This window comes from Streptomyces sp. NPDC104831, from assembly GCF_055583025.1.
On the sequence record NZ_JBVJOT010000012.1, the window covers coordinates 108,973 to 131,830 of the forward strand.

Annotated in this window: 18 protein-coding genes; 16 read left to right on the forward strand and 2 right to left on the reverse strand. The window is 76.6% G+C overall.

Annotated elements, in window-relative coordinates:
* The first annotated feature begins 44 nt into the window (after positions 1-44).
* The 16 genes from ACZ63H_RS11490 to ACZ63H_RS11565 all read left to right on the forward strand — a co-directional run bounded on the left by ACZ63H_RS11490 (position 45) and on the right by ACZ63H_RS11565 (position 20,741).
* Positions 45-3,326, forward strand: a complete 3,282-nt coding sequence (locus ACZ63H_RS11490; protein WP_469863779.1) for a hypothetical protein — start codon at positions 45-47, stop codon at positions 3,324-3,326.
* Entirely contained in the window at positions 3,323-4,030 is a 708-nt protein-coding gene (locus tag ACZ63H_RS11495) for a Pvc16 family protein (protein ID WP_469863781.1), read from the forward strand. The genes ACZ63H_RS11490 and ACZ63H_RS11495 overlap by 4 nt, the downstream gene beginning before the upstream one ends.
* Positions 4,027-6,249 (forward strand): AAA family ATPase, encoded by a 2,223-nt coding sequence (locus tag ACZ63H_RS11500; protein WP_469863783.1) that lies wholly within the window; start codon positions 4,027-4,029, stop codon positions 6,247-6,249. Before ACZ63H_RS11495 ends, ACZ63H_RS11500 begins: the two co-directional genes overlap by 4 nt.
* A gap of 378 nt (positions 6,250-6,627) precedes the next feature.
* Entirely contained in the window at positions 6,628-8,190 is a 1,563-nt protein-coding gene (locus ACZ63H_RS11505; protein WP_469863785.1) for a phage tail sheath family protein, read from the forward strand.
* 53 nt (positions 8,191-8,243) lie between these two features.
* A complete protein-coding gene (locus ACZ63H_RS11510) occupies positions 8,244-8,684 on the forward strand; it encodes a phage tail protein (RefSeq protein ID WP_469863786.1) in 441 nt (146 codons plus the stop codon).
* Positions 8,681-9,187 carry a hypothetical protein gene (locus tag ACZ63H_RS11515; protein WP_469863788.1) on the forward strand — a complete coding sequence of 169 codons (507 nt, stop codon included), beginning with the start codon at positions 8,681-8,683 and terminating at the stop codon, positions 9,185-9,187. The genes ACZ63H_RS11510 and ACZ63H_RS11515 overlap by 4 nt, the downstream gene beginning before the upstream one ends.
* Complete coding sequence (locus tag ACZ63H_RS11520) at positions 9,184-9,342, forward strand: DUF6760 family protein (RefSeq protein ID WP_318202312.1); 159 nt, start codon at positions 9,184-9,186, stop codon at positions 9,340-9,342. Before ACZ63H_RS11515 ends, ACZ63H_RS11520 begins: the two co-directional genes overlap by 4 nt.
* A gap of 4 nt (positions 9,343-9,346) precedes the next feature.
* Positions 9,347-12,700: a DNA polymerase III subunit gamma/tau domain-containing protein gene (locus ACZ63H_RS11525; protein WP_469863790.1), complete on the forward strand. Its 3,354-nt coding sequence runs from the start codon at positions 9,347-9,349 to the stop codon at positions 12,698-12,700.
* An 81-nt stretch (positions 12,701-12,781) separates the two neighbouring features.
* Positions 12,782-13,207 carry a phage tail protein gene (locus ACZ63H_RS11530; RefSeq protein WP_469863792.1) on the forward strand — a complete coding sequence of 142 codons (426 nt, stop codon included), beginning with the start codon at positions 12,782-12,784 and terminating at the stop codon, positions 13,205-13,207.
* A 59-nt stretch (positions 13,208-13,266) separates the two neighbouring features.
* Positions 13,267-13,989, forward strand: coding sequence for a CIS tube protein (locus tag ACZ63H_RS11535; RefSeq protein WP_318202309.1), 723 nt, complete (start codon positions 13,267-13,269; stop codon positions 13,987-13,989).
* The gene (locus tag ACZ63H_RS11540) at positions 13,986-15,812 is read left to right on the forward strand and encodes a VgrG-related protein (protein WP_469863794.1); all 1,827 of its coding nucleotides are present in this window, start codon (positions 13,986-13,988) and stop codon (positions 15,810-15,812) included. The genes ACZ63H_RS11535 and ACZ63H_RS11540 overlap by 4 nt, the downstream gene beginning before the upstream one ends.
* Before the next feature lie 68 nt (positions 15,813-15,880).
* The gene (locus ACZ63H_RS11545) at positions 15,881-16,189 is read left to right on the forward strand and encodes a PAAR domain-containing protein (protein WP_469863796.1); all 309 of its coding nucleotides are present in this window, start codon (positions 15,881-15,883) and stop codon (positions 16,187-16,189) included.
* Positions 16,189-16,611, forward strand: coding sequence for a GPW/gp25 family protein (locus ACZ63H_RS11550; protein ID WP_467935614.1), 423 nt, complete (start codon positions 16,189-16,191; stop codon positions 16,609-16,611). The genes ACZ63H_RS11545 and ACZ63H_RS11550 overlap by 1 nt, the downstream gene beginning before the upstream one ends.
* Entirely contained in the window at positions 16,611-18,572 is a 1,962-nt protein-coding gene (locus tag ACZ63H_RS11555) for a putative baseplate assembly protein (RefSeq protein WP_469863798.1), read from the forward strand. Before ACZ63H_RS11550 ends, ACZ63H_RS11555 begins: the two co-directional genes overlap by 1 nt.
* Complete coding sequence (locus ACZ63H_RS11560) at positions 18,569-19,207, forward strand: phage tail protein (protein WP_469863800.1); 639 nt, start codon at positions 18,569-18,571, stop codon at positions 19,205-19,207. Before ACZ63H_RS11555 ends, ACZ63H_RS11560 begins: the two co-directional genes overlap by 4 nt.
* Before the next feature lie 4 nt (positions 19,208-19,211).
* A complete protein-coding gene (locus ACZ63H_RS11565; RefSeq protein ID WP_469863802.1) occupies positions 19,212-20,741 on the forward strand; it encodes an NADase-type glycan-binding domain-containing protein in 1,530 nt (509 codons plus the stop codon).
* A 27-nt stretch (positions 20,742-20,768) separates the two neighbouring features.
* Here the strand turns inward: ACZ63H_RS11565 and ACZ63H_RS11570 are convergent, their stop codons facing one another.
* Complete coding sequence (locus ACZ63H_RS11570) at positions 20,769-21,863, reverse strand: winged helix DNA-binding domain-containing protein (RefSeq protein ID WP_469863804.1); 1,095 nt, start codon at positions 21,861-21,863, stop codon at positions 20,769-20,771.
* Between the two features lie 432 nt (positions 21,864-22,295).
* On the reverse strand, positions 22,296-22,730 hold the full coding sequence (locus ACZ63H_RS11575; protein WP_469863806.1) for a MarR family transcriptional regulator: 435 nt from the start codon (positions 22,728-22,730) through the stop codon (positions 22,296-22,298).
* Positions 22,731-22,858 lie beyond the last annotated feature (128 nt).

Consider the following 22,858-nt stretch of genomic DNA (forward strand, 5'->3'; position numbering starts at 1 on the left):
GGGGTACACCCGGACTGCCGCACCAGACTGCGAGGGGGACCTTGATGGGAACCGCTGGCCCCGGCGGGCGGTACCGCCTGGGGCGGCTCGGCGCGTCGGCACTGCTGCTGGTCCCGCTGCTCGGGGCGACCGCGGCCTCCGGTGTGGACGGCACCGCCGACGCCTCGCCGCGGGTGGCCACCACCGCCCCGGAGACCCGGATCGCGTTCGCCGGCACCCGGCACCGCAGTCTCGGTGTACCCACCTCCGACAGGACCAGCGTCCCGTTGTTCGACGAGGGCCCGGTCTACAACGACATCCCGGTCCACAACGACATCCAGCCGTCCGCCCTGGGCGACCAGCTGGTCTTCGCCAGCCGCCGCGACGAGAAGGACCCGCAGATCTATCTGCGGACCGCCGGCGGTTCCGTGCGCCGTCTCACCTTCGGCATGGACGCGGCCCACCCCCGGCTGACGCCGGACGGCGCCTCCGTGGTCTTCGACGCGGCCGGGCCCGGCGGCCCGGACGGCAGGGACCAGCGCGATCTGTGGCGGGTGGGCACCGACGGCTCCGGGCCGAGCCAGCTCACCAAGACCTCCGCCGACGAGACCTACCCGACGGTCTCCCCGGACGGGACGCGCCTCGCGTACTCCAGCGACGAGGACTCGGCGGCCGGCGCGCAGATCTACGTACGTCCCCTGGTCAAGGGCGTCCCCACCGGGGACACCCCCACCCGGGTCACCGATCCCGTGAACGGCACGGCCACCGAACCGGTGTGGAACCCGGTGAACGACGACACCCACGGCGGCCTCATCGCGTACACCGCCACCAAGGGCGGCCAGTCCCGGCTGAGGGAGACGAACGGCACCGGCACGACCGACGAGCCGCTGCTCGGCGGCGACCGGGAGCAGTGGCGGGCGCACGCGCCGGCCTGGATGCCGGGCGGCGACGAGGTGCTGTTCCTCAGCCCCGAGATCACCTGCCAGTGCGAGGGCAACTACGACCACGTGTTCCGCGCCAAGCGGCACGACACCGGAACGCCGGGACTGGTGCTGGACGAGGACCGGGAGGTCGGCTCGCCCACCTGGCTCGGCCCGCTCGACGGCGGCCGGGCGGTGGTGGAGCACGTCACGGCCGACGGCCCGCACACGGTGACGCTCCAGGACATCCGGGCGGACGGGGCCGACCCCCGCGACCTGAACCTGACGATCCTGAACGAGGACCCGGAGGCGGACACCAACACCGACGCCGCGAAGGACCCGCTCTTCCAGCCCCGGCCCGACTACGACCCGTGGACCGAGCGGCAGAGCTACACGCCGGACGGCCGCCGGATCGTGGTGACCCGCTTCCTCGGCGAGCGCGGCAGCCGTGTCGAGGAGATCTGGCTGGCGGACGCCGACGGCACGCACCCGGAGCGACTGCGGCTCGCCGGACGCGGACCGCGCGACCGGGACACCGACCCCGCGTTCTCCCCGGACGGCAAGTCCCTCGCCTTCACCCGGATCTCGCCGGGCGCCGACGGGGCCGCGGGAACCAGCCAGGTGCTCATCGCCGACGTCGCCTCCGGCGCGATCACCGGCCGGATCGTCCCGCCCGCCGGGGAACTCCAGGGCCAGGACGCCCAGCCCACCTGGTCCCCCGACGGCACGACGCTGGCCTTCACCCGCAACAAGCTGGTCTACGGCGCCGGCGGCAACAAGCACATCTGGACCGTGCCCGTGCAGAGCCCGGACCGGCAGACCGACCTGAGCGACAGGATCTGCCCGGACGGCTGCGCGGTCATCGACGACAGCCCCGCGTTCTCCCCCGACGGGCGCAGCATCGCCTTCAACCGCAAGAACGACGCCTCCCGGATCGACGAGCACAACGGCATCATCGTGACCTCCGTGTCCGGCGACGCCTGCCGGGTGCTCCTGCCCGGCTCCGCCCGTGACGCGGCCGACGCCTGCCACCGCGAACTGCCGGACAACCCCGGGCCGTTCCAGCCCCGGGACGCCGCCTGGACGCCCGACGGCACGTCCCTGGTGCTCAGCTCCCGTCCCGGCCGGCGGGTCAACAGCCCGGAGAAGCTCAAGGTGCTGAACGTCGTGACGGGCGAGCTGACCAAGCTCACCAACGACCTGCCCGGCCGGCACAAGGAGCCCAGCGTCCAGCAGTCCGTCGACCTCGCCGTCCGGGCGCCCGGCACCGTCCCGCAGGTGACCGTCGGCGACTCCACCACGGTCCGCGTCGACGTCGTGAACAACGGCCCCGCCGCCTCCCCCGGCACCCGGCTGACCATCGCGCCGCCGGCCGGTGTCGTCGTCACCGAGGTCACCCGGCCCGGCGGCACCTGCGACGCCACGACCCTCCAGTGCGACCTGGGCGCGGTGCCGCCCGGTACGACGGTCCCGGTGGACGTCACCCTCACCGGGCTCACCCCGGGTGACGCGCCGGTCGGCTGGTCGGTCACCGGTACGGTCCTGGACCCGCGGCCCGGCGACAACGCCGGCCGGACCGTGGTGCCGGTGCGCACGGCCCCGCCGCCGACCCCGACACCCACCCCCACGCCGACCCCGACACCCACCCCGACCCCGACCCCGCCCACGACTCCGCCCCCGGTTCCGACGCCGCCGCCCACCGTGCCGCCGGTGCCGCCGGTGCCGCCGGTGCCGCCGGTGCCGCCGGTGCCGCCGGTGCCGCCGGAGCCGCCGGCGCCGAAGGCCGGGCCCGGCGTGCGCGTCACGGCCCAGCCGAACCCCGGCTACGTCGGCGGACGGGTCGTGGTGACGTACACCGTCCGCAACGGCCGCGACGCGCTGGCCACCGGCCTGCGGCTGCGCATCGGGCTGCCCGCCGGCATCCCCGACAGCGGACCGCCGCCGGGCTGCGACGCCTCCTGGGTGTGCGCGCTGCCGGACCTGGGACCGGGCGCGAGCACCGTGGTACGCGTCGTCCTCAGCCCCAAGAAGGCGATGACCGGCCAGGTCACCGGCGTGCTCACCACCACCGGCACGGACGCGGACCGCGGTGACAACACCACGCGGCAGCGGCTGCGGATCCTCCAGCCGCGCATCGTCGCCGTGCCCGGCATCGGCAAGCCCGGCTTCGTCACCTCCGTGCGCGGCAAGGACTTCCCGCCCGGGGCGCCGGTGCGGTTCACCTGGAAGCCGGGGATCACCGCGGCGGCGGCGCCGACCGTGCCCAAGCCGGACGGCACCTTCATCGGCCAGCTGCTCATCCTCGCCAAGGACCAGACCGGGCCGCGCGAGATCTTCGCCAAGGGTCCCGGCTTCTCCCCGGTGAAGACCGACTTCCTGGTGGTCAGCGGCAGCATCCAGCCGCCCGACGAGGTGACGCGCCGGTGATCCACGAGGTCGACGAGGGGCTGCGCCGGCTGCTCGGCGAGTCCGGCCTGGAGGCGTCGGGCGTCGAGGTCGTCTTCGACGCCCCCACCCGGGACTGGGCCGCGCGCCGCAGCGCGCCCACGGTCTGCGTCTTCCTGTACGACATCCGGGAGGACGCCGCCCGGCGCGGCAGCGGCGCGGGCGAGGTGTACGACGCGGACGGGCAGCTCGTGGCGCGGCGCACCCCGCCCCGCTGGTTCGACCTGACGTACCTGGTCACGGCGTGGGCGAGCCGCCCGCAGGACGAGCACCGGCTGCTGTCGCAGGTGCTCGCCTGCCTGGTCTCCGCCGACACCCTGCCCGCGCGGCTGCTCACCGGCACGCTCGCCGAACTCGGCCTGACCGTGGGCCTGGACGTCGCCGGGACCGCCGCCGACGTGCCGGCCGCCGCCGATGTGTGGTCGGCACTCGGCGGGGAGCTGAAGGCGTCGCTGGGGGTGCGGGTACGGGCCCCGCTCGCCGGCGCGGTCACGGCGGTCGCGCCGCCGGTCACCGAGGGGCTCGTCGTACGCTCCGCCGCCCGGGGCGCGGACGGGGAGGCCGATCCGGGGCGCCGGCTGCGCTACAAGGAGACCACCGACCCGGGCCGGCAGGGCTTCGCCGGCCCCCGCGAACGGGGCCCGGCCCCCGCCCGCCGCCGCCACCGTGGAGACCGCCAGCCGTGACCCGCACGACCGAACCCCCCGCGACCGACCGCACCACCCCCGGGCCCCCCGGGGACCCGGGCGACGGGACCGCCCCCGCCCCGGACGCCACGGCCGGGCCGAGCGCCTCCGGCACCGCGCCGGGCGCCGCAGTCCCCGCCGGGGGACCGGGCGGCGAGGACGTCGCCGGGGACGGGACAGACCCTCTCTGGGACCGGCTTCAGGCCGTCGAGGAGCGGGTGCGGTGGGCGGTGGGCGTGCGGCGGGCCGGGGACCCCGATCCCGACGACCCGTACCGCGGGCAGTACCTGACCCCCGAGGCGGCGGCGCGCATCCTGGACGAGCCGGGCGGGCTCGGCGTGCCCGAGCCCGGGCCCTGGCGGCCGCCGGCCGGTTCCGTGCCCGGCGCCCTCGCCGCGCGGTTCGGGCTGACGCCGCTGGACCTGGACCTGCTCCTGGTCGCGGTGGCGCCCGACCTGGACGCGCGGTTCGAGCGGCTCTACGGCTACCTCAACGACGACCTGACCCGCCGCCGGCCCACCGTCGGCCTCGCCCTGGAGCTGTGCGGGCTCGCCGGCGCGGCACCCGGCCGGTTCCGGCTCGCCCCCGGCGCCCCGCTGGTCGCGGGCGGTCTGGTGGAGGTCACCGAACCGGACCGGCCGCCGCTGTCCCGCGTCCTCGTGGTCCCCGACCGGGTCACCGCCCACCTCCTCGGCAACGCCCGGCCCGACGCCCGGCTCGCCGGTGTGCTCGACGAGGCCCGCGAGGACCCGACCGCCGAGCCCGCCGAGGTGCGCCGCACGGCGGCCGCGGCCCGGACCGGCACCGGCCTGGTCCATCTGCGCGGCCGGGGCGGCGACGCCGAGGGCCTGGCCGTCGCGGCACTGCGCGCGGCCGGGGCACCCCCGCTCGTCCTGGACGCGGCGGCCCTCGCCCGGCGCCCCGGCGACATCCCCGAGCTGGCCCGGGTCGCCGCCCTCGAAGCCCGCCTGACCGGCGCCGGGGTCGTCCTCGGCCCGCTGGAGTCGCTGCCCGACGAGCCCGCCGGACGCGCCCGCGCGCTGCGGGCGTTGTGCACGGCGCTGCGGGGCATCCCGCTGCTGACGCACGGCGCCGTCGGCTGGGACCCGGGCTGGGCCGCCGACACCCCCGTCGTCCTGACCGTGCCGGCGCCCTCGCCCGAGCGGCAGGCCGCGCGCTGGCGGCACGCCCTGGAGCGGGCCGCCGGCGACGGCTCGGTGCCCGGCGACACCGAGGCGCTCGCCCGGGCGGTGGCCGCGCACCGCCTGGACTCCGGGCAGGTGCGCCGCGCCGCCGACGTGGCCGTGCGCACGGCCGCCCTGGCCGGCCGCCCGGTCCGCCCCGACGACCTGCGCACCGCCGTACGCGCCCAGAACGGCGCGGGCCTGGACCGGCTGGCCCGCCGGGTGGAGCCCTCGGTCGGCTGGGACGACCTGGTGCTGCCGCCGCTCACCCACCGGCGGCTGCGCGAACTCGCGCTGCGCGCCCGCCACCGCGAACAGGTGCTCGGGCAGTGGGGGATGCGGCCCGGCGGCGGGCGCGGGCGCGGGGTGATCGCCCTGTTCGCGGGCGAGTCGGGCACCGGCAAGACCATGTCCGCCGAGGTCGTCGCGTCGGACCTGGGCATGGACCTGTACGTGGTGGACCTGTCCACGGTCGTCGACAAGTACGTGGGCGAGACCGAGAAGAACCTGGAGCGGATCTTCACCGAGGCGTCGGCGGTCAACGCCGTGCTGCTCTTCGACGAGGCCGACGCGATCTTCGGCAAGCGCTCGGAGGTGAAGGACGCGCACGACCGGCACGCCAACATCGAGTCGGCGTACCTGCTCCAGCGCATGGAGTCCTTCGACGGGATCGCGGTGCTGACCACCAACCTGCGGGCCAACCTGGACGAGGCGTTCACCCGCCGGCTGGACGTGATCGCCGACTTCCCGGTGCCCGACGCCACCCAGCGCCTCGCCCTGTGGGAGCGCTGCCTGGGCGACCGGCTGCCCCGGGCCGGCGACCTGGACCTCGGCTTCTGCGCCGACCGCTTCGAACTGGCCGGCGGCTCGATCCGGGCCTGCGCGGTGACCGCCGCCTACCTCGCGGCGGAGTCCGGGGAGCCGCTCACCATGGGCCAGGTGGTGACGGCGATCGCCCAGGAGTACCGCAAGCTGGGCCGGCTGGTCCTGGAGACGGAGTTCGGTCCGTACCTGGCGTCGGCCGTGGGCGCCTGAGGGACCGCGCGGGGCCGCCCGGTCCCCGCGGGTGCCCGCTGCCGCCGTGCTTGCCGACGGCGTCACGGGGAAGCAGGTGACCTGCGTGGGGCCGGCGCGGATCCGGGAAGCGTCGCCGTGCGCGGGGTCCGCGTCCGCCTCCGCCGCCCGATCGCGGACGTTCCCCCCGCGGGCGCCCGGGGCCCGCGCGGGCGTCCAGGGCCGTAGGGGCAGCGCGGGGGCACGTCCGGGTGGCGGCGGGGCCCTCGGGGCGGGCTGGGAGAGGCAGTGTTCCTGCCCCCGGTCGGGTCCGCACGTCCCTGTGCCCACGGCACGTCCGCCCCGCAGACTCGGCCTGGACACAGGTGAACCACCCCGCAAGGACCCGAAGGAGCGAGCATGCCGACGTACCTCACCCCGGGCGTGTACGTGGAGGAGGTGCAGTCCGGTGCCCGCCCGATCGAAGGGGTCGGCACCGCCGTCGCCGCGTTCGTCGGGTTCGCCGAGACCGGCCCGTTCCACACCCCGACGCTGGTCACCAGCTGGGACCAGTACACCCAGCTGTTCGGCGGCTTCACCGAGGGCGCCTACCTGCCCCACTCGGTCTACGGCTACTTCGCCAACGGCGGCGGCGCCGCGTACGTGGTGCGCGTCGGCGGCTCCGCCGAGGACGCCTCCGCCCCGGCGGCCGGCACCGGCGGCCGGCGCGAGACCCGGGCGGCCCAGCCCGTCGAGCTCGGCGGCTTCCTGGTCGCGGCCCGGCCGGGCGCCTCCGGGGTGTCGGTGGAGATCGCCGACGCCGACGGCGAGAACCCGCCCGAGGACCGCTTCAAGGTGCTGGTCCGCCAGGGCGACCAGGTGGCGGAGACGTACGAGGCCTCCACCCGGAAGAACGTCAAGGGCTACCTGGTCACCCAGGCCCGCGGCTCCCGGCTGATCGAGGTCACCGAGCAGCAGGGCGCCGCCCAGACCCGGCCCGCCAACCAGACCGTGCCGCTCGCCGAGGCCCCGGCCGCCGCCCCCGCCCCGTCGGGCTCCGGCGCGGTGGCCCGCCTCGACCCGGCGGAGTACGTCGGCGACCCGGCGGCCCGCACCGGCTTCGGCGGCCTGGAGACCATCGACGAGATCACCATGGTCGCGGTGCCGGACCTGATGAGCGCCTACCAGCGCGGCGACATCGACGCCGAGGGCGTGCGCACGGTCCAGCTCGCCGTCATCTCGCACTGCGAGCAGATGGGCGACCGGGTCGCGGTGCTGGACACCCCGCCCGGGCTCAACGCCCAGCAGGTGCGCACCTGGCGCAACGACGAGGCGGGCTACGACTCCCGGTACGCCACCCTCTACTACCCGTGGGTGCGCGTCTTCGACCCGGCCGCCGGACGCAACACCACCGTCCCGCCGAGCGGGCACATCGCCGGTGTGTGGGCGCGCAGCGACCACGAGCGCGGCGTGCACAAGGCCCCCGCCAACGAGGTGATCCGCGGCGCGGTCGACCTGGAGCTGCGGCTCAGCAAGGGCGAGCAGGACCTGCTCAACCCGATCGGCGTCAACTGCGTACGCGCCTTCCCGGGCCGGGGCATCCGGGTGTGGGGCGCCCGCACCCTCTCCTCCGACCCGGCCTGGCGCTACCTGAACGTGCGCCGGCTGTTCAACTACCTGGAGGAGTCGATCCTCCTGGGCACCCAGTGGGTGGTCTTCGAGCCGAACGACGACCGGCTCTGGTCGAGCATCCGGCGCAACGTCACCGCCTTCCTCACCGAGGAGTGGCGCCGGGGCGCGCTGTTCGGCCGCACCGCCGAAGAGGCGTTCTACGTCAAGTGCGACCGGGACAACAACCCGCAGGAGTCCATCGACCAGGGCCGCGTCGTCTGCGAGATCGGCGTCTCGCCGGTCAAGCCCGCGGAGTTCGTGGTGTTCCGGCTGGCCCAGTTCTCCGACAGCACCAGCCTCATCGACGAGTGAGATCGAGCCAGAACAACGACCCGCGGGTCGGCAACGGAAGGTGACAGACAGTCATGGCAACGGGCGATGCTCTTTCCACCCACGTCTTCGGCGTGCAGCTCGGCGGCTACCTGGTCGAGTCCATCCAGGAGATCAGCGGCCTGACCGTCGAGGAGGACGTCGTCGAGGTCAAGCAGGTCACCGCGGAGGGCAAGCAGATAATCCGCAAGCAGCCGGGCGGCCGGCAGGCCGGTGAGATCACGATCACCCGGGGACTCGACCAGAGCAGCGAGTTCACCAACTGGATCAAGGAGACGCTGAACAAGGGCGCCGTGAACGCCGCCCGGCAGAACCTCACGATCGAGATCAAGGACACCGAGGGCAACACGGTCCGCCGCATCCAGCTGATGCAGGGCTGGGCCTCCAAGTGGGAGGGCCCGTCCCTGAAGGCGGGCGATTCGGCCGCGGCCACCGAGTCCGTCACCATCGTGTTCGAGGAGATCATCGTCGAATGAGGCGCCGTACCGTGACGGCGGGCAACCTGGAGGAGATCCTCCAGGCGACGGCGCCCGCCCCGGCGACCGAGCAGGCGGCGGCGCCCCCAGCCGCCGTCCCGGCCCCCCCGCCGCCCCGCGAGGAGCAGCACGGGCTGCGCACCGAGTTCGAGTTCGTGCTGCCGCGCGGCTACGTCGACGAGGCGGGCACGGTGCACCGCGAGGGCTCCATGCGCCTGGCCACGGCCCGGGACGAGCTGCGGCCGCAGATCGACCTGCGGGTCAAGGAGAACCCGGCGTACCTGAGCGTGGTGCTGCTGAGCCAGGTGATCACCCGGATCGGCTCCATCACCGATGTGCACGCCGGGATCGTCGAGCGGATGTACGCCACCGACGTCGCCTTCCTCCAGGACTTCTACCGCCGCGTCAACAGCGAGGGCCACACCCGGGCGGCGGTGACCTGCCCGCACTGCGAGGGCGGCTTCGAGGTCGACCTCTCGGGTGGGCGCCTGGGGGAATCGTGACGTACGCCCTTCCCCGGCTCCGGGAGGAGATCGCGTACATCGCCTATCACTTCCACTGGGCGCGCGAGGAGATCCTCGACCTGACCCATGACGAACGACGGCAGTGGGTGGCCGAGATCGCCCGTATCAACACCCGCGTGAACGAAGGCGGTTGAGCACATGGCATGGCGGGACAGGCTGCGCCGCCGGTCCGCCGGAACGGAGGGCCCGCGGCGCGGGGAACACGACGGCGTGCCGGCCGCCGCCGCGCCGGCGGTCCCGGTTCCCGTCGCGCCGGACGCCCCGGCCGGCGCCGTGCCCGCCGACTGGGACGGCGGCTGGCGCCGTACCGCGCCGCAGGAATTGACCGTGTCCCGCGCGCCGCTCGGCGTCAGCGACGGCCTGGCCTTCCGGTCGGGCCTCGCGGCCTGGCAGAACCCGTCGTTCGACTCCGGGCTCGCCCACGCGCTGCTGCCCACGGCCCCCACGGGCCTGGTGCACGGCGTCACCCGCCGCCCGGCCGCCCCCCGGCCCGAGCGCACCGCGGGCGGCCCGCTGCTGCTGCGGGCGCTGCGGCGGGAGGGGGACCAGGAGCCGGCGGGCGCGCCGGACGGTTCCGCCGCGCCCGGCCCGGCCTCTTCGGCCGTACGGCCTTCCGGTGCCACCCGTGCCTCCGGTGTCCCTCGTGAGGGTTCCGCGCGGCCGGGGCGTGCGGGTGGGGCCTCGCCGGGGCGTGCCCTCACGTCGTCCACGGATTCCCCCGCCGTGCTGTCCCCGTCCTCCCCCGCCGTCCAGCGGGCGGTCGCGCCCGGCGCCGGCCCGGTGGTGACCCCCGCCGACGCCGGCCGCGGGCCCAGCGCACCGCGGATCCCGCTGGTGCGGCGGGTGACGCCGGTCCCGGGCGCGGTCACCGGCGAGGCGCGGCCCGGCCCGGCGGGCGGCGGAGGGCCGCAGGCGTCCCGTACCGCCGGGGCCGACGCGCCCCGTCCGGTGGTCCGGCCCCGCCCGGCGAGCCCCTCCCTGACCGTGGCCCGCCGTCCGGCCGGCCCGGCGCGCCGCGTCACCGCGCTACGACCCCCGGCCCCGGCCCCGGACCGGGCCCCCGAGGCACCGGTGCGCCCGGCCGCCGCCCGCGGCCCTGAGGCTCCCGCCGGCCCGGCCACGGCCTCCCCGGCCGGGGCGACGGCGCGCTCGGCCGATGCGGCGCGGGGCACGGCGAGCCGTGCGCCCCTCGGCGCCCCGCTCGGCGAACTCCCGTCCACCGCCCGCCCGCTGACGGACGGCGGGCCGGTCCAGCGCGCCACGTCCGGTGCCGGCTCCGCGCCCGGACCGGCGCTCCCCGTCGTGCAGCGGCAGACCGACGGCGCGTCCGGCACCCCGGCGCACGACACCGGGGCGAGGGGGACCGCCCGGCCCGCCCCGGACGGACCCGGCGCCCCGGGCCGTCCCGCCGCGCGCGACGGGGCACGCGCACGCGGCGGCCTGGGCGCGCCGCTGCCTGAACTGCCGCCCAGCGCCGACATCCCCGGGGCTTCCGGGTCCGGCGCCCGGGCCGGCCGACGTGCCCAGGCACGACCGCAGCGGCCGTCGGGAGCCACGCCGGAGCAAGGACGTACGCCCACCAGGGCCACGCCCCGCCCGGCCCCGGGCGCCGGTGCGGGCGCGCCGCTGCCGGGCCCGGGAGCCGTACAGCGCCGCCCGGCGACGGACCCCGCCGTCGGGACCGGCTCCGGGGCCGGTGCGCACGCGCCGACGCCGGGGGAGGACGCGGTGCGGAGCGGAGGCACTTCGGCGCAGGCCGGCGCGCGGACCGAAGGCGGCCCGTCGGCGCCGTTGCTGGGCAAGGGTGCCGTGCAGCGGAGCGTGACGGCGGACGCGGACGGCACGGGCGCGCCGGAGACCGGTGCCCACCCCGGGAGCGGCCTGGACGCGCCCGTGGTGGGGAAGCCCGGCGTGCGGCGGAGCGCGGTGGGGGACACGGGCGTCGCGGAGTCCGGGCGTTCGTCGGGTTCCGGCAGCGGTCCGGACGCGCCGCCGGCGGGGCAGTCCGCTGTGCGGCGCAGTGCGGGGGCGGACAACGGTGCTCCCGGGTCCGGGCGTTCGGCCGGTTCCGGCAGCGGCCTGGACGCGCCCGTGGTGGGGAAGCCCGGCGTGCGGCGGAGTGCGGTGGGCGACTCGGGCGTCGCGGAGTCCGGGCGTTCGGCGGCTACCGGCAGCGGTCCGGACGCGCCCCTGCTGGGGAAGGCCGCTGTACAGCGCGGTCTGGCGGCGGACCCGGCCGACGGAGGCACCCCGGGGCTCGGCGGCACCTCGTCGCACCCCGGGAACGGCCCTGCCACGCCACTGGTGACGGCGCCCCGGACCACCGCCTCCCAGAGCCCGGCCGTCGCGGGCGGGGCCGAGGCCACCGGGTCCCGGGCCGCCGCCGTGAGCGGGCCCGCGGCCACGGCGGCGGGGGGACCGTCCCCGGCGGCGACCGCCGGCCGGGCAGGCGACACGCGACGCCCCGGTACGGCGCCCGGTGCCCGGCCGGGCACCGGCGGGCGCGGGCGGTCCGGCCCCGCCGGAACCCCGGTCGTCGTCGCCCGGGCCGTGGCCGACGGCTCGCCCGGTGCTCCCGGTGCTCCCGGTGCCCCGGGCGCCCGGCGCCCCGGACCGGCCGGGCAGCCCCCGCTCACCGCGGCCCGTTCCGCCCCGGCGGCGCCCCGTACCCTCTCCCTGCTCGCCGCGCGCCCGCTCACCCTGAACACCCGGCCCCCGGCGGGCGCGGCGGCACCCGCCGCCCCCCGCCCCGCCGGGCGTCCCGTGGTGCCCGCGCGCTGGCCGGGCACCCCGGCCCCCGCCCCTGCCGCGGACGCGACCGCCCCCGGCACCCCGCCGATCCCGCGGGCCGCGCCCGCCCACCCCGGCCCGCAGACCCCGGCCGCACCTTCCTCCGTCTCCGCGAGCCCGGTGCGCGGCGCCCCCGGACCGGCGGGCGGACGCACTCCCGCCCCCGCGCGGCCCGCGCACGGGTCCGCGCCCACGGTCCAGCGCGTCCCCGTCGTCCGGCCCGCCCCGCCGCGCGCGCAGGCGTCCGGGCCCGGCGCGCCCGCCGCTCCCGCGCGGTCCCTCCCGGTGACCGCCCCGCAGGCGCCGCCGCTCGCGGACCGCCCGGCGGGCACGCCGGCGGTGGCCCCGGCGGCGCCCGTGCCCGTGGTGCGGTGGAAGAACCCCGCGCGGGCCGGCGCCACCACCGGGGGCCCGGCGCCCGTGGTGCAGCGCGCCGGCGAGACCGCGGGCCCGGCCGCGCCGAAACGCGGTCACCACCGGTCGGCCTCCGTACCCGGTACGCCGTCCGGTACGCCGGCCGGTTCGTCGTCCGCCGCCGGCAAGGACGCGGCCCGCCGGTCCCCCGAGGCCCCGCCCCACGACCCCGGTCTCGACCTGGACGACCTGGCGCGCCGCCTGCTCGACCCGGTGGCCCGGCTGCTGCGCGCCGAACTGCGGCGCGGCCGGGACCGCACGGGCCGTCCGCACGACGGACGCCGCTGAGACCACGGAACCGATGAGGCGACCCATGAACGACGCCACGCCACGGATGAGGCACGAGGCCACGGAACGGATGACGGACCAATGACGGACAGCATCTTCGCGACGAGCGTGTTCTTCCGGCTCGCGATCGGCGGCAACGACCTCGGGGCCTTCCACACCTGCTCCGGGATGGGCGCCGAGGTGGAGATCGAGAGCTACGCCGAGGGCGGCAACAACGGCTTCACCTGGCAGCTGCCCGGCCGCGTGACCTGGTCCAACATCACGCTCACCCGGCCGGTCACCGCCGACACGGCGAAGATCGGCCGCTGGCTGGACGAGACGCTGAAGCGGGTGGAGCCCAAGGACGGCGAGATCGTGGCGCTGAGGCCGGACCGGACCCCGATCATCAGCTGGCAGGTGTTCGGGATCGTCCCGGTGCGCTGGCAGGGGCCGTCCTTCGACCCGGGCAGCTCCGAGGCGGCCGTGGAGTCCCTGGAGATCGCCCACGAGGGCCTGCGCCCGTCCTGACCCGCCCGACCGCCTCATGAGCCGTACCCGCCCGCGCCCGTAAGAAAGGAAGTCCCGGCATGTCCCCAGCGTTCCGTTCCAGCCGGGCCAGGGCCCAGCTGACCCTCATGGAGCCCCCCGCCTCGGTCGGGGCGAAGCCCGGCGGCACGATCGCGCGGCTCGACCTCCAGTTCAACCCCTCCACCCTGGAGCTGCGCAAGACCACCGAGTGGCGGCGCACCCCGTCCCGGATGGCGGGCCAGTCGGCGCTGCCCGAGTTCGTCGGCAGCGGGCCGCGCGAGCTGAGCCTGGAGGTGTTCCTGGACGCCACCGCCACCCACGACAACTCCGTGGAGCAGGCGGTGGAGAAGTTGATGAAGGGGTGCGTGCCGACCCCGGCCAGCCTCGGCCGGAAGAAGCCGGCGAGCCCCTGGGTGCGGTTCGAGTGGGGCACCGCGCGGACCACCTCGTTCGACGGGGTGCTCTCCAGCCTCTCGGTGTCGTACACCCTCTTCGACGTGGACGGCAGGCCGCTCAGGGCCACCTGCGCGCTGTCCATCGAGGAGGCGAGCGTCGACCCGGCGGGCCAGAACCCGACGTCCGGCGCGCGCACCGCCCGCAGCACGCACACCGTGGTGGCGGGCGACAGCCTGGCGATGCTGGCCTGGCGGGAGTACGGCGACGCGACGGCCTGGCGGGTCATCGCGGAGGCGAACGGAATCGACGACCCGATGGCGCTCGTGCCCGGCACCGAACTGGTGGTGCCGGGGCTGCGGGACGCCGGCGGTGAGGAGGAGCGGTGAGCACACCGGAGGCGCGGGGCGGCCGGTCCTTCGCGGCGGACCCCGTCATCGAGACGCCCGGCGAGCTGCCGCCGGTCTGGGCCGCCCAGCTGGTCAGCTGCGTGGTGGACGAGAACGTGGGCCTGCCGGACGCGGCGCAGCTCACCTTCCGCGACCCCGACCACGAGTTCCTGCGGGCGGCCGGCATCACCATCGGCACCCCGCTCAGGGTGTCGGTGGTGACCGTGAACGGGCAGGCCCGCGAGCGGCTGTTCAACGGCGAGGTCACGGCCCTGGAGGTGGACCGGGACCGCACGGGCTCGTTCACGGTGGTGCGTGCCTACTCCAAGGCGCACCGCCTCCAGCGCGGCCGCAAGGTGGTGGCGTACCGGAACATGACGGCGGCGGCGATCGTCCGCAAGGTGGCCGCCGGGGCCGGGCTGGCCTGCGGGGAGGTGGAGGCCGCGCCGGTCACGTACCGGCAGCTGTCGCAGGCGAACGTGTCCGACTGGGACTTCCTGCAGTACCTGGCGGCCGAGAGCGGCGCCCAGGTCCGCGTGGACGACCAGGGCCTCCTGCAGTTCACCAAGCCGGAGAAGGCGTCCGGGGCGCCCGCGCCGTCGACCCCGGCCACCCGGAACCCGATGGTGCTGGAGTACGGGCGGAACCTGCTGGCGCTGCGCGCCGCGCTGTCCGCGGCGGACGGCGCCTCGCAGGTGGAGGTGCGCGGCTGGGACGTCACCACGAAGCGCCCGCTGGTGGCCCGGCAGCCGTCGGTGGAGAGCGACACGGTGGTGCCGGGACTGAGCCCGGCGTTCGCCGCCCGGTTCGGCACGTCGTCGAAGCTGACCGTGACCGACACCCCGTACCGCACCCAGGCCGAGACGACCGCGGTCGCCGGCGCCGTGGCCGCGGACGTGAGCGCGGGCTTCGGCGAGCTGGAGGCGGTCGCCGAGGGCAACCCGAGGCTGCGGGCGGGCAAGCCGGTGGCGCTCGGCAACGTCGGCCCGGCGTTCTCCGGCAAGTACACGGCGACGGCCGTGCAGCACGTCCTGGAGCCGCACGGCGGGTACCGGACCACGGTGTGGGTGAGCGCCAGCGCGGACCGCTCCCTGACCGGCCTGGTGACCGGTGCCAACGCGCCGAGCCGCGGTCCGCGCATGCCGGGGCTGGCGATCGGCGTGGTCACGGACGTGCGCGAGCCGGGCGGCGCCGAGAGCGGCGCGGTGAGACTGCGCTTCCCCTGGCTGGACGACACGTACACCACCGACTGGGTGCGCACCGTGCAGTGGGGCGGCAAGGGCGGCGGAGGCGTGGTGAGCCCCGAGGTCAACGACGAGGTCCTGGTCGGCTTCGAACAGGGCCTGCTGGACAGCCCGTACGTCATCGGCGGGCTGTACAACGGCGTCGACGAGCCCTCCCCGCACGACATCCCGCTGATCGACGGCACCACCGGGAAGGTCAACCGCCGATCCGTCGTCTCCCGCTCCGGGCACCGGGTGGAGCTGCTGGACGCCCGGGCCCCAGGACCCTCCGGGGTGCGGCTGAGGACCGCCGACGAGCGCCTGGAGGTCTTCCTGGACGACCGGCGGGACCGGATCGAGCTGACGGTGTACGCCGGCAGGAGCCGGCAGCCGCTCACCTCCGTGGTGCTCGACCGCAAGGGCATCACCCTGGACGCGGGGCGCGGCGACGTGAGCGTGTCGGGCCGCAACGTCGACATCCAGGGCCGGGTCGGGGTGAAGGTCGGCGGCCGGTCGGTGAGCGTCACCGGCAGCTCGGACGTCACCGTCGACGGCGGCCTGCTCGGCGTCCTGAAGGCCAAGCTCATCCGCATCAACTGACCCGTGACCGACCCCACTTCCCCGAGTACCCCGAGTACCGAGTTCCCCGAGTTCCCTAGGAGCGACAGATGCCGGCCGCAGCCCGTACCGGTGACCCCACCAGTCACGGCGGGGTGATCGCCACCCCGCCGCCCGGCGCCGCCGCGGCCGTGGCCCGTGTGCTGATCGGCGGCCGGCCCGCCGCCGTCGTCGGCAGCCTGCACACCTGCCCGATGCCGCCGCACGCGCTGATGGGCCCGGCCAACGTGATCCTGCCCAACCCGCTCGCGGCCACCGTCCTCATCGGCGGGCTGCCGGCCGCACGGTCGCGCGACAAGACCGCCTGCGGCGCCATGGTCGTGACCGGAGCCCCCAACGTCCTGATCGGGGGCCTGTGATGAGCGAGCGGTTCATCGGCCGCGGCTGGGCGTTCCCGCTGCGGGTCGGCCCCACCGGCGGCATCGCCCTGGTCGAACGGGAGCGGGAGATCGAGGAGGCGATCCGCCTGGTGCTCGGCACCGCGCCCGGCGAGCGCCCCATGCGCCCCGAGTTCGGCTGCGGCATCCACGACTACGTCTTCGCCCCCGGCGACGGCGCCACCGCCGGACGCATCGCGCAGCAGGTGCGCGAGGCCCTGGAACGGTGGGAGCCGCGCATCGCGGTGGAGGACGTGGTCGTCGCCTTCGACGCCGTCGAGGACGGCACCCTCTACATCGACGTGCACTACACGGTGCGCTCCACCAACGACCGGCGCAACCTGGTCTTCCCCTTCTACACGATCCCCTCCGAGGAGGGGGCCGAGGACGGGGGCGGGAACTGATGGCACTGCCCTCCCCGAACCTGGACGACCGGCGGTTCCAGCAACTCGTCGACGAGGCGAAGCGGTACGTGCAGCAGCGCGCCCCGGAGTGGACCGACCACAACGTCTCCGACCCGGGCGTCACCCTGATCGAGACGTTCGCCTACCTCGTGGACCAGCTGCTGTACCGGCTGAACCGGGTCCCGGACAAGAACTACACCGCCTTCCTCGACCTGCTCGGCATCCGCCTGTTCCCGCCGGCCGCGGCCGTGGCCGACGTCGACTTCTGGCTGTCGGCGCCGCAGCCCGACACGGTCGCGCTGCCCGCCGGCACCGAGGTGACCAGCGCGCGGGGCGAGAGCGACGAGGCCGTGGTGTTCACCACCACCGACCACCTGGACATCCTGCCCAGCGAGCTGACGCGCCTGGTGACCGCGCACCGCAACGGCGAGCAGACCGACCGGACCGGGACGCTCTCCGAGGGCCGGGACATCCCCTGCTTCCAGGCCGCGCCCGAGCCGGGCGACGCCCTGCTGTTCGGTCTGCCGACGGCGGTGCCGCGGTGCATCGTCGCCGTACGCCTGGACAGCCGGGTGGAGGGCGTCGGCGTCGACCCGCGCCAGCCCCCGCTGGTGTGGGAGGCGTGGGACGGCGGCGGCTGGCGGGTGTGCGAGACCGGCACCGACACCACCGGCGGGCTGAACCGGCCCGGCGAGGTCACGGTGTACGTCCCGGCCGGGCACACGGCGTCGGTGATCGGCGGCACCCGGGCCGGCTGGCTGCGCTGCCGGGTCACCGAGCCCGAGCCGGGCCAGCCGTTCTACTCGGAGTCCCCGACCGTGCGCGAGGCCGCGGTGTTCACCGTGGGCGGCACCATGACCGTCGAGCACGCCGAGACCGTCACCGACGTCCCGCTCGGCACCTCGGAGGGGGTGCCCGGGCAGACGTTCCGGCTCGGCCGTCCGCCCGTCCTCCTCGACCGCGAGCCCCCGGTGGTGGAGGTGTCCACGGCCGAGGGCTGGCAGCGCTGGGACCTGGTCGAGCACTTCGGCCGCTCCGGCCCCGCCGGCCGGCACGTCACCGTCGACGCCACCACCGGCGAGTTCGCCTTCCCGCCGGCGCTGCGCGAACCGGACGGCACGCTGCGGCAGTGCGGCGCCGTACCGCCCAAGGGCGCCCGGATCCGGGTGGCCCGCTACCGCACCGGCGGCGGCCCGGCCGGCAACGTCGCCCGGGGCGCGATCTCCGTGCTGCGCAGCTCCGTGCCGTACGTCGCCCGGGTCGTCAACCGGGAGGCGGCGCGCGGCGGTGTCGCCGGGGAGACCGTCGAGAACGCCAAGCTGCGCGCCCCGCAGGCCCTGCGCATGCAGGAGCGCGCGGTGACCGCCGAGGACTACGAGATCATCAGCCGCCAGGCCGCGCCCTCGGTGCGCCGGGTGCGCTGTCTGCCCGCCGCCGAGGACGCGGGCGCGGTACGGGTCCTGGTGGTGCCGGACGCGGTGGCCGACGAGGGCGACGACCGGCTCCGCTTCGAGCAGCTCATCCCCTCCGACCAGGTGCTCCGGGCGATCACCGCGGCCCTCGACGAGCGGCGCCTGATCGGCACCCGGCTGGTGGTGGAGCCGCCGGTCTACCAGGGCGTCACCGTGGTGGCCAGGCTCGCCGCGGCACCGGGCGACACCGACCGGGTGCGCGACGCGGCGCTCGCCGCGCTGTACCGGCACCTCAACCCGCTGCACGGCGGAGTCGACGGCACCGGCTGGCCGTTCGGCCGGCCGGTGCAGTACGGCGAGCTGTTCGGCGTGCTGCAACGCGCCACCGGCAACGCGCTGGTGGAGGAGATCCGGCTCTTCCCCGCCGACCCGATCACCGGCCGTCGCGGCGCCCCGACGGACCGCATCGACCTGGCCCAGGGCGCGCTGGTCTTCTCCTACCAGCACCAGGTGGTCGTCACGGCCGTGGACCCGGAGGGACGGCGATGAGCCGGGCCGCCGTCCCCGGCCTGCCGAGCCGCCACCCGATCGGCGAACAGCTGCCGGCCCTGTACGCCGACGACGACTTCGCCCAGCGCTTCACCGCCGGCCTGGACACCGTCCTCGCCCCGGTGTTCCTGACCCTGGACACCCTCCCCGCCTACCTCGACCCCCGGCTGGCCCCCGCCGACTTCCTCACCTGGCTGGCGTCCTGGGTGGGCGCCACCGACGACCCCGAGTGGCCCGTGGACCGGCGCCGCGAGGCCGTCACCCGAGCCGTGGAGCTGCACCGCCGGCGCGGCACGGCCAAGGGCCTGACCGAGGCGCTGCGCCTCGCCCTGGGCGTGGACGCGGAGGTCACCGGGGCCGGCGCGGCGGCCTGGTCGGCGACCCCGGGCACGGACCTGCCCGCGCGGTCCCCCGAGGGCCCGCTGGTACGGGTGTGGCCGGCCGGCGACCGGCGGACGGACTCCTCCGGGGCGCGGGGGACGGCGTCGCATCCGTACGAGGCCGGCGCCGACGGGCCGGACCGGCCGCCGGTGGATCCGGAGCGGGTCCGCGAGATCGTCCGGGTCATGTGCCCGGTGCACATCGTCTGCCGGGTGGAGATCCTGCCCGGCCCGCCCACCGACGAAGGGAGGTGACGCCATGCGCGCGTGTCCCTCGTGCGGGGCGTCCAACGGCCCCACGGACGACTTCTGCGGCAACTGCGGCGCGTACCTGGGCTGGTCGGACTCGGGACCGGCGGCGAGCCGGCCCGCGGAGCCCGCTCCCGCGGACCCCGCTCCGACCCCGGAACCCCCGGCCGCACCGGACCCCACGCCCGCCCCTTCGCCGGAGCCCGCCCCCGCACCGGACCCCGCCCCGGCGGACGAGCCGACGCGGGCCGCGCCGCCGCCCCGCGCCTCGTCGCTGCGCTCCCGCCTGACGCCCCGGACCCGCGGCGAGACGAGGGAGGAGCAGGCGGGGCCGGCCGGGAGCCGCGCGGCGGACGACCCCCCCGCCGCCCCCACCCGGACCGGGCGCGCGGGCACACCCCCGGCCGGGGCCGCCCCGAAGCCCCCGGCCGCCACGCCCGCTCCGGCGCCCACGCCCGCCGAGGGCCCGACGAGCGCGCCCGGTGCGGCGGCCGCGTCCACCGACCCGTCCGCGAGCGCCCGCACGACCGGGAGCCGTGCGACGCCCGCGCCCACCGAAGGCCGTGCCACCGACAGCCGCCCGGCGCCCGCGTCCACCGAGCACCCCCGCCGCCCCGAACGGACGACGCCCACCGCGCCCCCGGCACCGCCCCGGCCCCCGGCGGCACCGCAGCCCCCCGTCACCCCCCGCGTGCCGGCGCCCCGGGACACCCCGGGGCCCCGCCCCCCGGCCGCCTCCGCCCCGGACACACCGGCGCCGGAGGCGGTGCTGCCCGTGCGCCCGGGCAAACCGGTGGCTCCGCGTCCGGTGGTCCGGCCCGTGGAGGCGCCGGACGAGGTGGCGGGGACGCCCTGCCCGGCGTGCGGCACGCCCAACCCGCCGGGCCGCCGCTTCTGCCGGCGCTGCGCGGCCGCGCTGAAACCGGAGGCGAAGCCGGCCCCGCTGCCGTGGTGGCGGACCGTGTGGCCGCTGCGCCGCCGGGTGCGGGCGAGTTCCGGCCGGGGCGTGCGGTTCCTGGTGATCCTGGCGGTGCTGGTGGCGCTGTGCGCGGCCGGCCTGTTCCTGCTGCCGGCCGGACGCGCCCTGTTCGAGGACACCCGGGACAAGCTGAGCAAGACCAAGCCCGTGACCCCGGTGAGCATCGAGGCGAGCGCGGAGGTGCCCGGGCACCCGGCGAAGAACACTACGGACGGGGTGAGCAACCACTACTGGGGCGCGCCCGCGGCGGGCGCGTCGGTGACGTACACCTTCCAGCAGCCGTTCCGCCTGGTGGACCTGATCGTCACGAACGGCGCGTCCACGGCCCCGGAGGACTACGCCAAGGAGGGCCGGGCGCTGCGGATCGACCTGGAGGTGACGACGCGGGACGGCGAGCGGCACCGCAAGGAACTCGCCCTCGGCGACAAGCCGGGCCCCCAGACGATCCCCACCGCCTTCAGCGACGTCACCACGGTCCGCCTGTCCCTGAACTCCCCGACGGGCCTGACCGGGGGCCACCACCTGGCCCTGGCGGAGGTGGAGTTCTTCGCCCGGAGCTGAGCGGACGGCGCCGTGCGGCGGCCGGCGTCACCGCACGGTGTCCAGGTCGACCCCCTCGATGCCCTCGTCCAGGAACGCGGCCAGTTCCCCGGCCTCGGCGTGGACGGCCTCCCGCTCCGGGGCGGTGAGGGGGCGCAGGGGGCTGACACGGAGGCGGTGGTCGCGCACGGTCCAGGTGGCGGTGACGCGTCCGTCGACGAGGACCACGCGGTGGCCCGCGACGGACAGGCCGAGGTGAGGGGCGTCGATGACGCGGCCGCGGTCGTGGTAGCCGAGGATCGCGTTGTCGAAGGCCGGCAGGAACCGTACCGGCGCCGGGGTGTCGGGGTCGGGGCGCGGCGCGTCGGGCAGGTCGAGCAGTTCGCGACCGCGTTCGTCGCGGAAGACGACGAGTTCCTCGCGGACGGCCCGGACCGCGGCGGGCAGGCCGGCGAGACCGCACCAGGCGCGCAGGTCCGCCGTCGCGGCGGGCCCGTACGCGGCGAGGTAGCGGCGCACCAGCCGCTGCCCGACGGGATCGCCGTCCCCGGCGGGCAGCGGGTCGACGTCCCGTCCCAGCCAGGTGGCCAACGGCAGGTTGCGCACGCCGGCGGACCGCCGCCACAGGCCGCGCGGCGGAAGCTGGACCATCGGGACGAGGGCGGCGACGAGCAGCTCGCCGAGGGCCCGGCGCGGCGGCCCGGGCCAGCGGTCCTCGACGGCCCGCACCAGCTCGCTCATGGTGCGGGGCCGCTGGTCGGCCATGACCGCACGGCCGGCGGCGGCCAGTTCGTCCAGGTCGACACCGGCCAGCTCGCGGCGGTAGGCGCCCAGTGCGCGCTGCCGCAGCATCGCGTCGTGGCGGGCACGCCAGGCGAGCGCGTCGTCGGCGGTGACGAGATGGACGGTGCGGCGCATCAGATGGGTGCGCACCACGGCACGGCCGGTCAGCGCCTCGTCCAGCAGCCCGGGCGTGAAGCCGGCCAGCCGGGACCACAGCCCGGTGAACGGCTCCTGCGGCTCCTGCGCCTGGAGCCCGCACAGGTGGGCCACCGCCTCGGGCACGGAGGCGTCGGCGCGCGCGAGCAGGTGCTGCCGGGCGAGGGTGGCACGGTTGAGGGCGCGGTGGTCGAGCACGGTCATGGCACTCCCGGGCTGGTGGTCCGTACGTGGCGTGGCTCGCTGCGGAGGACGCCGTCACCGTCGCAGGGATAGAGGACGGATCGTGTCCTGTACCGACCGGCGGATCCCGGGAACCGACGGACGCGCCCACCGCGCCCGGGTCCCCGCGGGCGCGCTGATTCCCGCATCGGCCCCGGGCCATGCGTCATTCCCCTCCTTCGGAGACATGGCGCACAACCTCCGGCGAAACGGCCCGCCGCGGGGTATCCGAGTCCCAGCGAGGGCTGTCGGACGCACTGTTGCTGTTTGACAACAATAGCCGCGAGGCAACAAAGTAACCGTGTCGGACGTGCACGGGGAAGGACCTGGAATGCTCCGGTGGACGGAGGTCGCTCCGTGTGCCGGCCACCATCGCCGAGAGGCAACGGTGGCACCGGTGCCGCGAACGGTGGCTCAGGCGGTCTGGCTGCCGGAGTCCGAGGCGTCGTCGAGTATCTGCGTCGCCGCGGTGGAGCAGAACGCCTCCAGCCCCTCCAGCAGCGCGATCCGCTTGGCGGCCGGCATATCCGCCAGCACCTTGCGCAACTCCCGCTCCCGGCGCGCCCGCAGGTCGGCGAGGAAGGCGCGGCCCCGGCCGCTGAGGTGCAGCCGCACCTCCCGCCGGTCCTCCGGGCTCGCCACCCGCTCGATGAACCCGGCGGCCTGCAGCCGGTCGCACAGCCTGCTGGTGGACGGCGGGGTGGACGCCAGCGACTCGGCGAGCGTGCGCAGGTTGATGCCGTCGTGGTGCTCCAGGATGTGCAGCACGCGCAGTTGGGACGCGGAGGTGGGTGCCGTCGAGGCGCGGCCCCACACGACTTCCAGCAGCTCGACGGCCGTGGTGGTCACACGCGCGACCTCGTCGGGCTCTGGGCGGCGGCGGAAGGCAGTCACGGTCACACTCTCGCAGGCACTGGGGCGCCTGTCAGCGTACTAGGCACGCGCTCCGGCCTCAGGCGGCCCAAGAGGGCCGACGG